Below are 13138 nucleotides of genomic sequence, written 5' to 3'. Positions count from 1 at the left end.
GCTCGGGGGAGAGTGGCCGCATGCGTACTGGGTATGACGTCACGACCGTCCGCGCCGCCGAGCGCGAGCTCATGATCAGGGTTCCCCCGGGCGCGCTGATGCAGCGCGCCGCCGCCGGGCTCGCCGCCACCTGCGCCGGGTTGCTCGGCCGCGTCTACGGCGCCCGCGTCGTCCTGCTCGTCGGCAGTGGCGACAACGGCGGCGACGCGCTGTACGCGGGCGCCCGCCTGGCCCGCAGGGGCGCCGGCGTCAGCGCGGTGCTGCTCGCCCCCGACCGCGCCCACCCGGAGGGCCTCGCCGCGTTCACCCGGGCCGGCGGCCGCGTCGCCGACGACCCGTTCGAGGTGCTGGCCGTCGCCGACCTCGTACTGGACGGCATCACCGGCATCGGCGGCCACGGCGGGCTGCGCCCCGACGCCGTGCCGCTGGCCCGGGCGGCCCGGGGCTCGAACGCCCTGGTCGTCGCCGTCGACCTGCCGAGCGGCGTGGACGCGAACACCGGTGAGGTCGCGGGCGAGGCCCTGCGCGCGGACGTCACCGTCACGTTCGGCGCGTACAAGCCGGGTCTGCTCATCGACCCCGCGCAGGAGTACGCGGGCGTGGTGCACCTCGTCCCGATCGGGCTCGATCTGCCCTCCGTGCCGGACGCCGAGGCGCTCCAACACGCCGACGTGGCCGGCCTGTTGCCCGCCCCGGCCGCCGAGAGCGACAAGTACCGCAGGGGTGTCGTCGGGGTCGTCGCCGGCTCCGGCCGGTACCCGGGTGCGGCCGTCCTCGCGGTCGCGGGCGCGCTGCGCGGCGGGGCCGGGGCCGTGCGGTACGTCGGCCCCGGCGGGGACGCGGTGATCGCCCGCTTCCCCGAGACCCTGGTGTCGGACGGCTCGCCCGACAGGGCCGGGCGCGTCCAGGCCTGGGTGGTCGGCCCCGGTCTCGGCGACGGGCCGGGCGTGGCCGAGGTGCTCGCGTCCGACGTGCCGGTCCTGGTGGACGCGGACGGCCTGCGCGGCCTCGACCCCGACGCCGTACGGGCCCGCTCCGCCGCCACCCTGCTCACCCCGCACGCGGGCGAGGCGGCGGCCCTGCTCGGAGTGGCGCGCGAGAAGGTCGAGGCAGAACGGCTCGCCTCGGTGCGCGAGCTGGCCGCGCGGTTCGGCGCGACGGTGCTCCTGAAGGGCTCGACCACCCTGATCGCGGACGCCGAGGGCCCGGTGCGGGTCAACTCGACCGGCACCCCGTGGCTGGCCACCGCCGGCAGCGGCGACGTCCTCTCCGGCCTGACGGGTTCGCTGCTCGCGACGGGCCTGCCCGCCCGGGACGCTGCGTCGGCGGCCGCCTACCTGCACGGCCTGGCCGGCCGGCACGCCGCCCAGGGCGCCCCGACCTCGGCGTACGAGGTGGCCGAGGCGCTCCCGGCGGCCTGGCGGGACATCGCGGGAACCTCCGCCGAGCGGTAGCCCGCGCCCTTCAGGGGCCGAGGCCGGGCATGGGCTGCCCCGGGTCGCCCCGCCCTCCCCCGAGCTCTTCATGAGCAGGGGGGACCCCCATCCTGGGTGACATGCGCCGCGCGGCTTCCGCGACTCGCCCGGGGTCCGGGGTTCGCTGGGCGCATGAGCCAAGGACAAAAGCGTACGAAACGCCAAAAGTGGGGGGCCTGCGGGCTGGTGCTCGCGGCCGCGCTCGCGCTCGGCGCCGCCGCGCCCGGCAATGGGGAGGCACCGCCCCCGCCGCCCCGGCCCGCCGCTCCCGCCCCGCCCGCCCCACCGGCGCCGGACGGCGGCACGCCCGCCGAGACCCTGGTGCCCGGAGTGGCGTCGGCGGTGCCCGCTGAGCCCCTCGACACCCCCGACCAGGTGCTGCCGCCGCTCGTGTACGAGCCCGGGGCCGCCGAGGACAGGGCGGAGCCGGCCGCCGCCCCGGAGGACGCGTACCGGCTCGTCGAGTACGTACCGCGCAGCGAGCTCGCCGCCAAACCCGGCAGCTGCACCGCCAGGACCGGGCCCTATCAGCGGCAGGTCGAGCGCTGGCTGCGGCTCAAGGTGGACGGCCGGCAGTCCGCCGCCGACTGCGCCGCGATCCGCAAGTTCCAACAGCAGCAGGGGATTTCGCCGACCATCGGCTTCGCGGGCCCGGTCACCTGGTCGCGGATGCAGTTCCTGTCCGCCCGCAAGAACCCGAACGCCGCCCACAAGTGCCCGGTCAGGAAGCAGCGGGTGGCGTGCGTGGACCTGACGCGCCAGCTGATGTGGGTGCAGACCGGCAGCAAGGTGACGTTCGGACCGGTGCCGATCCGCAGCGGGAGGGCCTCGCTGCCCACCCGGGGCGGCTGGCACAAGGTCTACTGGCGGCACAAGAACCACGTGTCGTCGATCTACCACCAGGCCATGCCCTACGCCCAGTTCTTCGACGGCGGCCAGGCCTTCCACGCGATCTACCACAGCGTGTACACCTCGGTCGGCAGCCAGGGCTGTGTGAACCTGAGCCTGACCGACGCGCGCAGGCTCTGGGACGTGCTGCGCGACAAGGACCTCGTCTACGTGTGGGGCCACCGCGACGGCACCTGACAGCGGGTGTGGCCCGCGGCACAATCAGGGTGCCCGTGCGCTCTGAGAGACTTGGCGCGATGACCGCGATGACTCAGAACCCCGCCGGACGCGCCCGCGCCGAGATCGACCTCGGCGCGCTGCGCGCCAACGTGCGGACGCTGCGCGCCCGTTCGTCCGGCGCCCGGCTCATGGCCGTGGTGAAGGCGGACGCGTACGGGCACGGCGCGGTGCCGTGCGCGAGGGCGGCCCAGGAGGCGGGTGCCGGCTGGATCGGCACCGCCACCCCGTACGAGGCGCTCGCCCTGCGCGCGGCCGGCATCCAGGGCCCGATGCTGTGCTGGCTGTGGACGCCGGGCGGCCCCTGGCGCGAGGCGGTCGAGGCGGACATCGACGTCTCGGTCAGCGGCATGTGGGCCCTGCGGGAGGTCGTCGACGCGGCCCGCGCCGCCGGACGCACGGCCAGGATCCAGCTCAAGGCCGACACCGGCCTCGGCCGCAACGGCTGCCAGCCCGCCGACTGGCCGGAACTGGTGCACACGGCACTCGCCGCCCCCGAGGTGAACGTCACCGGCCTGTGGTCGCACCTGGCGTGCGCCGACGAACCCGGCCACCCCTCGATCACGGCCCAGCTCTCGGTGTTCCAGGAGATGACCGCGTACGCGGAGAAGGCGGGCGTCACCCCCGAGGTGCGGCACATCGCCAACTCCCCGGCCACGCTCACCCTGCCCGAGTCGCACTACGACCTCGTGCGCACCGGCATCGCCATGTACGGCGTCTCCCCGGCGCCCGAGCTCGGCACCTCACGCGAGCTCGGTCTGCGGCCGGTCATGACGCTTTCGGCCTCGGTCGCGCTCACCAAGCAGGTTCCGGCGGGTCACGGCGTCAGTTACGGGCATCACTACGTCACGCCGAACGAGACCACCCTCGGTCTGGTCCCGCTCGGCTACGCCGACGGAATCCCGCGGCACGCCTCGGGGCGCGCCCCGGTTCTGCTGGGCGGGAAAGTGCGGACGGCGGCGGGCCGCATTGCCATGGATCAGTTCGTGGTCGACCTTGAGGGGGACACGGTCGAGCCGGGCGCGCGGGCCGTTCTGTTCGGGCCGGGCGACCACGGGGAGCCGACGGCCGAGGACTGGGCACGGGCGGCCGACACGATCGCGTACGAGATCGTGACGCGCATCGGTTCTCGGGTACCGCGCGTCTATGTGAACGAGCGGCCCGAGGGGCCCCTTGACGTGAATGAGTGTTCCGGCGACGACGAGTAAGAGCGGAGCGGCACGGTGAGCGATACCAGCACGGGGGACGCCGTCGTGTCCGCGGTCCAGGACGCCCAGTCGGCGGTCGGCAACTGGCGCCTGGCCTCGATCGCGGGCGCCGCGATAGGTGTGGTCGCGGCGGGCGCGGCGGCGGGCGTGGCCATAGAGCGGCTCACCGTCGGGCGCGGCATGCGCAGGAAGGCGCGCCTGGCCCTGGACGCGTCCGGCCCTTACGGCGCGCTGCGGGGCATGCCGGGCAAGGTGGCCGCCGACGACGGGACCGTTCTGTACTACGAGACCGACGAGGCCGAGCCGGAGGCGGGCGCCAACGGCCCGCGCAAGCGCCGGCTCTTCGGGCGCAAGGTGCCGGCCCCGGTCACCGTGGTGTTCTCGCACGGCTACTGCCTCAGCCAGGACTCCTGGCACTTCCAGCGCGCGGCCCTGCGCGGGGTGCTGCGCACGGTGCACTGGGACCAGCGCAGCCACGGCCGCTCGGACCGCGGCAAGGCCCAGCGCGAGGGCCTTCCGGTCGACATCGACCAGCTGGGCCGGGACCTCAAGGCCGTCATCGACGCGGCCGCGCCCGAAGGCCCGCTCGTCCTGGTCGGGCACTCCATGGGCGGCATGACGATCATGGCTCTTGCCGAGCAGTACCCCGAGCTGATCCGGGAACGGGTGGTCGGCGTCGCCTTCGTCGGCACGTCATCGGGCAAGCTGGGCGAGGTCAACTACGGGCTTCCGGTGGCCGGGGTCAACGCGGTGCGCCGGGTCCTTCCGGGCGTGCTCAAGGCGCTCGGCTCGCAGGCCGAGCTGGTGGAGCGGGGGCGGCGGGCGACGGCCGACCTGTTCGCGGGCATGATCAAGCGGTACTCGTTCTCCTCGAAGGACGTCGATCCGGCGGTCGCCCGGTTCGCCGAGCGCATGATCGAGAGCACCCCGATCGACGTGGTCGCCGAGTTCTACCCGGCCTTCTCCGAGCACGACAAGACGGCGGCCCTCGCGGTGTTCGCGGAGGTCCCCGTCCTCGTCCTGGCCGGCGACCGCGACCTGGTCACGCCCAGCTCGCACAGCGAGGCCATCGCCGATCTGCTGCCCGACGCGGAGCTCGTCATCGTGCCGGACGGGGGGCACCTGGTGATGCTGGAGCACCCCGAGACGGTCACCGACCGCCTGGCCGACCTGCTGGCCCGGGTCGGAGCGGTGCCGCAGGCCGCTAACGTTGGGACGTATGGAAGCACCGCACAGCAGCCCGGCCGCTGACGCCGGCACCAGCCTGACCCTCAACTCCCCTTCCGAAATGCAGGAGTTGGGCCGCCGCATCGCCAAACTGCTCCGTCCCGGCGACCTCGTGATGCTCACCGGGGAGCTCGGCGCCGGAAAGACGACCCTCACCCGGGGCCTCGGCGAGGGCCTCGGTGTGCGCGGCGCCGTGACGTCCCCCACCTTCGTCATCGCCCGGGTGCACCCCTCGCTCGTCGGCGGCCCGGCGCTGGTGCACGTGGACGCGTACCGGCTCGGCGGGGGCCTCGACGAGATGGAGGACCTCGACCTCGACGTGTCGCTGCCCGAGTCCGTGGTGGTCGTCGAATGGGGCGAGGGCAAGGTCGAGGACCTGTCCGACGACCGGCTCCAGGTGCTCATCGACCGCGCCGTGGGCGACACCGACGACGACCGCAGGACGGTGACGATCACCGGAATCGGGCCGCGCTGGAGCGGCGCCGGGGTCGAGGGGCTCTGAGGCCGCGCCCGCGCGCGGCTGGAGCGAGCCGTACGTTCCGACAAGACGTCGGCAAAATGTTGCGTTGGTCGCACCAGGCATGGTCACATGGAGGAAGAGACCTGGTTAGGTCTACCTAACCGCGCCTTCTTCCGCAGCCCCAGGAGGCCGCCATGACCGTGCCGGAACGCGAAGCGAAGCCATCGGCCCCGCAGGGCGTCCCGGTGCCGTTCGGGGTGTCGATACGCGATCTGCTCGCCTCGTGCGCGGCGGCCACCGCCGTGTCGACCCCGCCGCGCGCGAGCGCGCCGGAGGCCGACGAGGGTGAAGCGCACCAGGACGCCGCGTAGTCCTATCGGGTGATTGTCGGTGCCGCCGCGGACCCGCGCGCGGCGGCCGTGCCGCGCCGGCGGGTGTGGCCGGGTGCGGGCCTACGGGACGACGACGACCTTGGAGTTGCGGGTCGCGAACGTCCACATCGACTCGCCGTCCGCCCGGCTCATGCGGATGCCGCCGGCCTTCTTGTCCGTCTTCGGGACCGTCATCGAGCCGTCGACCGCCGAGCTGAAGCCGATCGCCACGTTCTCGTTGCTGGCGAACCGCACGACGTGGTCAATGGCGACCCCGTCCGAGCCGGTGATCTTGCCGCCGGTCCGCGAGAGCACGACGTACGTGCCCGGCTTCGGGCTGATCGAGGACGGCACGACCGCGAAGGTCTTGGGCGTCTTGGCCACCCCCACCAGCCACACCCGCTTCGCGCTGAGCGCGTACACGACCCGGACACCCGTGCCCGAGTTGGCCGGCACCGTGAGGTCGGGCTTGTTCGCGGGGGAGCCCGCGGGCGGCAGGTTCGACGGCTTCACCGAGGGGGAGGCGCTGGCGCCGGGGGCCGCGAGGTCCGCGGCCGGGGGCGCGCTCGCCGAGGCCTGGTAGGCGAGGAAGCCGACCACCGCGAGAGCGGCGGCGGTGATCCCGGCCACGAATCCCGTGCTGCTCCGTGCCACCTGGGCTTCCCCTTTCGTACGTACATGCATGCCTACGGTCATACCTGCGGCTGACGGTAGCAGCAGGTGACGGCTCGGGCGGGACGCCGTGCCCCCGTCGGCTTGGTCGTAGGCTGTTCGCGTGCTCCTGCTCGCCGTTGATACCGCCACCCCCGCCGTCACCGTCGCCCTGCACGACGGGACCTCCGTCGTCGCCGAGTCCCGTCAGGTCGACGCCCGACGGCACGGGGAACTGCTGCTGCCCGCCGTCGACCGGGTGCTCGCCGAGGCCGGTCTGGCCCTCGACGCCGTGACGGACCTGGTCGTGGGCGTCGGCCCCGGCCCCTACACCGGCCTCCGCGTCGGCCTGGTCACCGCCGCCACGTTCGGCTCCGTGCTCGGCGTGCCCGTGCACGGCCTGTGCACCCTGGACGGACTCGCCTACGCCTCCGGCATCGAGGAGCCGTTCGTGGTCGCCACGGACGCCCGCCGCAAGGAGGTCTACTGGGCCCGCTACGACGACTTCCGCACCCGCGCGGGCGAGCCCGGCGTCGACCGGCCCGGCGACATCGCCGAGCAGCTGAGCGGCCTGCCGGTCGTCGGCCAGGGCGCGGTGCTCTACCCGGAGGCGTTCCCCGAGGCGCGCGGCCCCGAGCACCAGTCGGCGGGCGCGCTCGCCGCGCTCGCCGCCGAGAAGCTCGCCGCGGGCTCGGAGTTCCTGCCGCCGACGCCGCTGTACCTGCGCCGCCCGGACGCGCAGGTCCCCAAGAACTACAAGGTGGTCACGCCCAAGTGACCGAGTCCCGCCCGTCGCCCGGCCACCACCCCTCATCGACGCCGCTGCGCGACGGCTCCCGTCCGTCGCTGCGCGAGATGCGCTGGTGGGACATCGCGCCCGTGCTCGACCTCGAACACGAGCTGTTCCCCGAGGACGCCTGGTCGGCGGGGATGTTCTGGTCCGAGCTCGCGCACGCGCGCGGCCCGGGCGCCACCCGCCGCTACGTGGTGGCCGAGGACGCGCGGGGCCGGCTCGTCGGGTACGCCGGGCTCGCCGCCGCCGGTGACCTCGCCGACGTGCAGACCATCGCCGCCGCCCGCGACCAGTGGGGCACCGGCCTCGGTGCCCGCCTCCTGACCGACCTGCTCAAGCACGCCACCGCCTTCGAGTGCGACGAGGTCCTGCTCGAAGTGCGCGTGGACAACACCCGGGCCCAGAAGCTCTACGAGCGCTTCGGCTTCGAGCCCATCGGCTTCCGGCGCGGCTACTACCAGCCGGGCAACGTGGACGCGCTCGTGATGCGACTGACCGTCCAGGAATACGTCCAAGGAACAGAAGAGACTGACTGATGGCTGACGAACCGCTCGTACTGGGCATCGAGACCTCCTGCGACGAGACCGGCGTCGGCATCGTGCGCGGAACGACGCTGCTCGCCGACGCCATCGCCTCCAGCGTGGACACCCACGCCCGGTTCGGTGGCGTGGTCCCCGAGATCGCGTCGCGGGCCCACCTCGAAGCGATGGTGCCGACCATCGAGCGCGCCCTGAAGACCGCCGGGATCTCGGCGCGGGACCTCGACGGCATCGCGGTCACCGCCGGGCCCGGGCTCGCGGGCGCGCTGCTCGTCGGCGTCTCGGCCGCCAAGGCGTACGCGTACGCCCTGAACAAGCCGCTGTACGGGGTCAACCACCTCGCCTCGCACATCTGCGTCGACCAGCTGGAGCACGGGCCGCTGCCCGAGCCCACGATGGCCCTGCTCGTCTCCGGCGGCCACTCCTCGCTGCTGCTCGCGCCCGACATCACCTCCGACGTCCGGCCCATGGGCGCGACCATCGACGACGCGGCGGGCGAGGCCTTCGACAAGATCGCCCGGGTGCTCGACCTCGGCTTCCCCGGCGGCCCGGTCATCGACCGCCTCGCCAAGGAGGGCGACCCGAAGGCGATCGCCTTCCCGCGCGGCCTGACCGGCTCGCGCGACCCGGTGTACGACTTCTCCTTCTCCGGTCTGAAGACCGCCGTGGCCCGCTGGATCGAGGCCAAGCGCAACGCGGGCGAGGAGGTGCCGGTGCGGGACGTGGCCGCGTCCTTCCAGGAGGCCGTGGTGGACGTGCTGACCCGCAAGGCCGTGCGGGCCTGCAAGGACGAGGGCGTCGACCACCTGATGATCGGCGGCGGCGTGGCCGCCAACTCCCGGCTGCGCGCGCTCGCCCAGGAGCGCTGCGAGCGGGCCGGGATCCGGCTGCGGGTGCCCCGGCCCGGCCTGTGCACGGACAACGGCGCGATGGTCGCGGCGCTCGGCGCGGAGATGGTGGCCAGGAACCGGCCCGCCTCCGACCTGGAGCTCTCGGCGGACTCCTCGCTTCCGGTGACCGAGCCGCACGTACCGGGCGAGGCGCACTCCCACGCGCATGCGCACGGCCACGATCACGTGCACGAGGTCAGCAAGAAGAACCTGTACTCATGACCGTCGCGCTGATGTGGGAGGCCCGGGCCGCCGAGGGCCGGGGCGGCGAGCTGCTCGCCTGGGTGCGCGAGCACCCGGTGGCCGGTTCGCCGCTGCGCCGCGAGGTCCTGCGCGCGCCCGGCGACCGGGTTCTCGTCATCACCTGGTGGGACGCCCCCTACGATGCCGAGCTGCCCGAACTCCCGGATCCGGACGGGGAGTTGGTGGCCCGGCCGGTGCACCGCTGGCGCTTCGAGTCGCTCGGCCCGACGGACGGCTGAGCGCCGCCCGATCGGTGGCCGGTCGGGATCCGGTCGACGGCCGATCTGGATCTGATCGTTCCAGGCAACCCTGTGACCGTTTCTGGCATCAAGCTAGGAGTAGCTGATGACAGAAACGGGCGGTATTTGGACATGGGTTGGCTCGTACGCAAGAAAGCGGTCGGCGCGGCCGTCTTCGGCCTGCTGATGGTCGCGGGCTGCTCCTCCGGCGGCGGGTCGAGCAGCGCCCCCTCCGCGTCCGCCCCGTCCGGCAAGGAGAGCGGTACGCCCTCGAAGGCGTCCCCGAGTGATGACGCGGCCGCCACCGAGGCCGCGTACCGCAAGTGGGGCCTCAAGCCGTTCGCCGCACCGCCCGCGCCGCCCGCCGAGAAGCCGGTGCACGGCAAGCCGGGCGAGGTGCCGGTGGTGAGCGACATTCCCACCAAGGAAAAGATCGTCTTCGTGACCTTCGACGACGGGGCCGAGAAGGACCCCAAGTTCGTCGAGATGATGCGGGACCTGAAGGTCCCCTTCACGATGTTCCTGACCGACGACATCATCCGCGCCGACTACGGCTACTTCAAGCCGCTGCAGGAGCTCGGGAACTCCATAGAGAACCACACGCTCTCGCACCCCAATCTCCGCACGCTCGGCGAGGCCGCGCAGAAGAACGAGATATGCACCCAGGAGAAGAAGCTGGGCAAGGAGTACGGCAAGGCGCCCCGCCTCTTCCGGCCCCCGTACGGCAACTGGAACGAGAACACCCGCGCGGCCGCCAAGTCCTGTGACGTCCAGGCGATGGTGCTGTGGCGCGAGTCGATGCAGATAACCAACATGCAGTACCAGCGCGGTGACAAGAAGCTGCACCCCGGCGACATCATCCTCGCGCACTTCCGCGGCCCCAAGGAGCTCAAGGGCACATCCATGACGGAGATGACCGCGAACATGCTCCGCCACATCCAGGAGCAGGGATTCACGGTGGCCCGCCTGGAGGACTACGTCTAGGAAAAGGCGCGGCCGAAAACGGGGAGGGCGCCGAAAACAAAGAGGGCGAGGAATACGTGCTCTCCTCGCCACTATCAAGATATAGCGCACTGGGGGGCTTGCGGCAAGGCCCCCATCGTGCCGCAGAATCACTGGCCTCGGGCCAGTACCTGCGGAATTGGGAGATTCACGAAGTGCGTGTGCAGTTGTCGGTTCCTGGATCCTCCAGCGCGTTCGACCTTCCCGACCGTCTTGCCGCCAAGGCCGATCCGGCGCTGATCGGGGGCGACGAGCGGCACTTCGCCGCCATCGCCCGCACCCTCGACCAGACGATCACCGAACTCTCCGGCCGCCTCGACGAACTGCGCCGGTCGCCCGGCGGCATCGGCCGGGCCGCCATGGACCGGGACATCGAGGTCCACCAGCTGACCGGCCGGCTGCGCACCCTGCGCCGCTTCGGCCTCGACCTGTGCCTCGGCCGGATCGTCGCCGCCGACGCCTCCGAGCCCCTGTACATCGGCCGGCTCGGGCTCACCGACAGCGAGGGCCGCAGGCTCCTCGTCGACTGGCGCTCGCCCGCCGCCGAGCCGTTCTTCGCGGCGACCCACGCCGGCCCGATGGGGCTCGCGAGCCGCCGCCGGTACCGCTGGACGGCGGGCCGGATCAGCGACTACTGGGACGAGGTGTTCAGTGCCGAGGGTCTCGAAGGGCACGCGGCCCTCGACGACCAGTCCGCGTTCATCGCGAGCCTCGGCACCAACCGCTCGGCCCGGATGCGGGACGTCCTGTCCACCATCCAGGCCGACCAGGACGCCATCATCCGGGCCGGCTCGCGCGGCGCGCTCGTCGTCGACGGCGGCCCCGGCACCGGCAAGACCGTCGTCGCCCTGCACCGCTCCGCCTATCTGCTCTACGCCGACCCGCGCCTGGGCCACCGGCGCGGCGGCGTCCTCTTCGTCGGCCCGCACCGCCCCTACCTGGACTACGTCGCCGATGTGCTGCCGAGCCTCGGCGAGGAGGGCGTGCGGACCTGCGTCCTGCGCGATCTCGTCACCGAGGGCGCCACGGCCGAGGAGGAGGGCGACCCGGAGGTGGCCCGCCTCAAGGCGACCGTCGGCATGGTCAAGGCCGTCGAGAAGGCCGTCGCCTTCTACGAGGAGCCGCCCACCGCGCCGATGACCGTCACCACGCCCTGGTGCGACCTCCGGCTGACCGCCGAGGACTGGGCCGAGGCCTTCGCGGCGCCCGGCCCCGGCACCCCGCACAACGAGGGACGCGAGCTGGTCCGGGAGGCGCTGGTCACGATCCTGCTCGACCAGTACGACGGCGACGACGTCACGCCCGACGAGTTCCGCAAGGCGCTGCTCCAGGACCGGGATCTCGCCGAGGCGCTCGGCAGCGCCTGGCCGCTGCTCGAAGCGGCCGACGTCGTGGGGGACCTGTGGTCGGTCCCGGCCTATCTGCGGATGTGCGCGCCCTGGCTCGGCCCCGACGACGTACGCAGGCTGCGGCGTACGGACGCGCAGGCCTGGACGGTGTCCGACCTGCCGCTCCTGGACGCGGCCCGGCAACGGCTCGGCGACCCGGAGGCGGAGCGGCGCGAGCGGCGGCACGAGGCGGTGGTCGCCGCCGAGCGGGAGCGGATGTCCGGGGTCATCGACGAGATCATCTCGGCGTCCAACTTCCAGTCGGCGGGCGACGAGAGCGAGGGCGCGCTGCGGATGCTGCGCGGCAAGGACCTCCAGGACACCCTGATCGACGACAGCGCGCTGCCCACCGCCGAACCCGATCCGCTGGCGGGCCCGTTCGCGCACATCGTCGTCGACGAGGCGCAGGAACTCACGGACGCGGAGTGGCAGATGCTGCTGCTGCGCTGTCCCTCCCGCAGCTTCACCATCGTCGGCGACCGGGCCCAGGCCCGGCACGGGTTCACCGAGTCGTGGCGCGAACGCCTTGAGCGGATCGGGCTCGACCGGGTCGAGGTGGCCTCGCTCAGCGTCAACTACCGCACCCCGGAAGAGGTCATGGCGGAGGCCGAGCCGGTCATCCGGGCCGCGCTGCCCGACGCCAACGTGCCCACCTCCATCCGCAGCGGCGGCGTCCCCGTGGTCCACGGCTCCGCCGCCGACCTCGGTACGGTCCTGGAGACCTGGCTCGCCGGGCACGACGACGGGATCGCGTGTGTGATCGGCGCCCCCGCGTTCCGGGGCGGCGCGCGCGTGCGGTCGCTGACGCCGGAGCTGTCCAAGGGGCTCGAGTTCGACCTGGTCGTCCTCGTCGACCCGGAGCGGTTCGGCGAGGGCGTCGAGGGGGCGGTGGACCGCTATGTCGCGATGACCCGGGCGACCCAGCGGCTCGTCGTGCTCACGAGCTGAGCCGTGCGCGGCCGGCCCGGAAACAGGCTCCCGAAAAAAGTCCGCCGGATTCTCCCGGCGGTGTCGATCCGGCCGGCCCCCGTTCGACGCAAGGGTGAGAGGCGGGGAAGGACCCCCGCACCGCACGGGGTGCACCCGTACGGGATCCGCACCGCACAGCACGCAGAACAGAACGGAGAACGGCCATGCCGCGCTACCTGACGATGGTCCGCATCGACGAGAACAACACCCCCGCGAGCGGCGTCACCCCGGAGCTCATGGAGCGGATGGGCGATCTGATCGGCGAGATGACCAAGGCCGGCGTGCTGCTCGACACCGCCGGGCTCACCCCGTCCGCCGAGGGCGCCCGGGTGCGCTGGAACCACGGCGAGCTGACGGTCACCGACGGCCCGTTCACCGAGTCCAAGGAGGTCGTGGGCGGCTACGCGATGATCCAGGCCAAGGACAAGGCCGAGGCGATCGAATGGGCCTCTCGCTTCGTCAAGATCCACGGGGAAGGCTGGGACATCACCTCCGAGGTGCGCGAGGTGGTCGAGGGCTGAGCCCTGTGGGACGCGGCCGGGGCCTCGGCCCCGGCCA

Annotated in this window: 14 protein-coding genes; 13 read left to right on the top strand and 1 reads right to left on the bottom strand. The window is 73.0% G+C overall.

Translation table 11 applies throughout. The features are described from left to right. The first annotated feature begins 20 nt into the window (after nucleotides 1-20). From ACFYZA_RS12910 to ACFYZA_RS12885, 6 genes are all read left to right on the top strand, one after another. Nucleotides 21-1454, top strand: a complete 1434-nt coding sequence (locus tag ACFYZA_RS12910; RefSeq protein WP_388489884.1) for an NAD(P)H-hydrate dehydratase — start codon at nucleotides 21-23, stop codon at nucleotides 1452-1454. Nucleotides 1455-1607: 153 nt separating this feature from the next. Then, the gene (locus tag ACFYZA_RS12905) at nucleotides 1608-2561 is read left to right on the top strand and encodes a L,D-transpeptidase family protein (RefSeq protein WP_382588761.1); all 954 of its coding nucleotides are present in this window, start codon (nucleotides 1608-1610) and stop codon (nucleotides 2559-2561) included. A gap of 68 nt (nucleotides 2562-2629) precedes the next feature. After that, nucleotides 2630-3808: an alanine racemase gene (gene alr, locus ACFYZA_RS12900; protein ID WP_382588865.1), complete on the top strand. Its 1179-nt coding sequence runs from the start codon at nucleotides 2630-2632 to the stop codon at nucleotides 3806-3808. Nucleotides 3809-3823: 15 nt separating this feature from the next. Then, nucleotides 3824-5059, top strand: a complete 1236-nt coding sequence (locus ACFYZA_RS12895) for an alpha/beta fold hydrolase (RefSeq protein ID WP_388489881.1) — start codon at nucleotides 3824-3826, stop codon at nucleotides 5057-5059. Continuing rightward, entirely contained in the window at nucleotides 5028-5537 is a 510-nt protein-coding gene (tsaE, locus tag ACFYZA_RS12890) for a tRNA (adenosine(37)-N6)-threonylcarbamoyltransferase complex ATPase subunit type 1 TsaE (RefSeq protein WP_382588765.1), read from the top strand. Before ACFYZA_RS12895 ends, tsaE begins: the two co-directional genes overlap by 32 nt. A 152-nt stretch (nucleotides 5538-5689) precedes the next feature. Further along, on the top strand, nucleotides 5690-5866 hold the full coding sequence (locus ACFYZA_RS12885; RefSeq protein WP_388489879.1) for a hypothetical protein: 177 nt from the start codon (nucleotides 5690-5692) through the stop codon (nucleotides 5864-5866). Between the two features lie 81 nt (nucleotides 5867-5947). Here ACFYZA_RS12885 and ACFYZA_RS12880 read toward each other — a convergent pair whose 3' ends face one another. Next, the gene (locus ACFYZA_RS12880) at nucleotides 5948-6496 is read right to left on the bottom strand and encodes a hypothetical protein (RefSeq protein WP_382588867.1); all 549 of its coding nucleotides are present in this window, start codon (nucleotides 6494-6496) and stop codon (nucleotides 5948-5950) included. Between the two features lie 145 nt (nucleotides 6497-6641). On the opposite strand from ACFYZA_RS12880, the gene tsaB reads away from it, so the two are divergent. The 7 genes from tsaB to ACFYZA_RS12845 all read left to right on the top strand — a co-directional run bounded on the left by tsaB (nucleotide 6642) and on the right by ACFYZA_RS12845 (nucleotide 13101). After that, nucleotides 6642-7295, top strand: a complete 654-nt coding sequence (tsaB, locus tag ACFYZA_RS12875) for a tRNA (adenosine(37)-N6)-threonylcarbamoyltransferase complex dimerization subunit type 1 TsaB (protein ID WP_382588770.1) — start codon at nucleotides 6642-6644, stop codon at nucleotides 7293-7295. A 77-nt stretch (nucleotides 7296-7372) separates the two neighbouring features. Further along, complete coding sequence (gene rimI, locus ACFYZA_RS12870) at nucleotides 7373-7846, top strand: ribosomal protein S18-alanine N-acetyltransferase (protein WP_382588869.1); 474 nt, start codon at nucleotides 7373-7375, stop codon at nucleotides 7844-7846. Then, a complete protein-coding gene (gene tsaD, locus ACFYZA_RS12865) occupies nucleotides 7846-8961 on the top strand; it encodes a tRNA (adenosine(37)-N6)-threonylcarbamoyltransferase complex transferase subunit TsaD (protein WP_382588772.1) in 1116 nt (371 codons plus the stop codon). The genes rimI and tsaD overlap by 1 nt, the downstream gene beginning before the upstream one ends. Next, a complete protein-coding gene (locus tag ACFYZA_RS12860) occupies nucleotides 8958-9221 on the top strand; it encodes a hypothetical protein (RefSeq protein WP_382588774.1) in 264 nt (87 codons plus the stop codon). The genes tsaD and ACFYZA_RS12860 overlap by 4 nt, the downstream gene beginning before the upstream one ends. A 132-nt stretch (nucleotides 9222-9353) precedes the next feature. Then, a complete protein-coding gene (locus ACFYZA_RS12855; RefSeq protein ID WP_388489876.1) occupies nucleotides 9354-10205 on the top strand; it encodes a polysaccharide deacetylase family protein in 852 nt (283 codons plus the stop codon). A gap of 173 nt (nucleotides 10206-10378) precedes the next feature. Further along, nucleotides 10379-12559, top strand: coding sequence for an RNA polymerase recycling motor ATPase HelR (helR, locus tag ACFYZA_RS12850; protein ID WP_388489873.1), 2181 nt, complete (start codon nucleotides 10379-10381; stop codon nucleotides 12557-12559). A 185-nt stretch (nucleotides 12560-12744) separates the two neighbouring features. Further along, on the top strand, nucleotides 12745-13101 hold the full coding sequence (locus tag ACFYZA_RS12845; RefSeq protein WP_100578152.1) for a YciI family protein: 357 nt from the start codon (nucleotides 12745-12747) through the stop codon (nucleotides 13099-13101). Nucleotides 13102-13138 lie beyond the last annotated feature (37 nt).

Source organism: Streptomyces sp. NPDC001828 (genome assembly GCF_042892175.1).
In the GTDB taxonomy this organism is placed as follows: Bacteria; Actinomycetota; Actinomycetes; order Streptomycetales; family Streptomycetaceae; genus Streptomyces.
The sequence above is the reverse complement of the archived record's forward strand: the minus strand, read 5'-3'. Positions and strand labels throughout refer to the sequence as shown.

Coding starts and splice junctions, on each gene's coding strand:
- ACFYZA_RS12860 (WP_382588774.1), top strand. CDS start 8,958: ATGACCGTCGCGCTGATGTGGGAGGCCCGGGCCGCCGAGGGCCGGGGC.
- ACFYZA_RS12845 (WP_100578152.1), top strand. CDS start 12,745: ATGCCGCGCTACCTGACGATGGTCCGCATCGACGAGAACAACACCCCC.
- tsaD (WP_382588772.1), top strand. CDS start 7,846: ATGGCTGACGAACCGCTCGTACTGGGCATCGAGACCTCCTGCGACGAG.
- rimI (WP_382588869.1), top strand. CDS start 7,373: ATGCGCTGGTGGGACATCGCGCCCGTGCTCGACCTCGAACACGAGCTG.
- ACFYZA_RS12855 (WP_388489876.1), top strand. CDS start 9,354: ATGGGTTGGCTCGTACGCAAGAAAGCGGTCGGCGCGGCCGTCTTCGGC.
- ACFYZA_RS12910 (WP_388489884.1), top strand. CDS start 21: ATGCGTACTGGGTATGACGTCACGACCGTCCGCGCCGCCGAGCGCGAG.
- alr (WP_382588865.1), top strand. CDS start 2,630: ATGACTCAGAACCCCGCCGGACGCGCCCGCGCCGAGATCGACCTCGGC.
- tsaE (WP_382588765.1), top strand. CDS start 5,028: ATGGAAGCACCGCACAGCAGCCCGGCCGCTGACGCCGGCACCAGCCTG.
- ACFYZA_RS12885 (WP_388489879.1), top strand. CDS start 5,690: ATGACCGTGCCGGAACGCGAAGCGAAGCCATCGGCCCCGCAGGGCGTC.
- ACFYZA_RS12905 (WP_382588761.1), top strand. CDS start 1,608: ATGAGCCAAGGACAAAAGCGTACGAAACGCCAAAAGTGGGGGGCCTGC.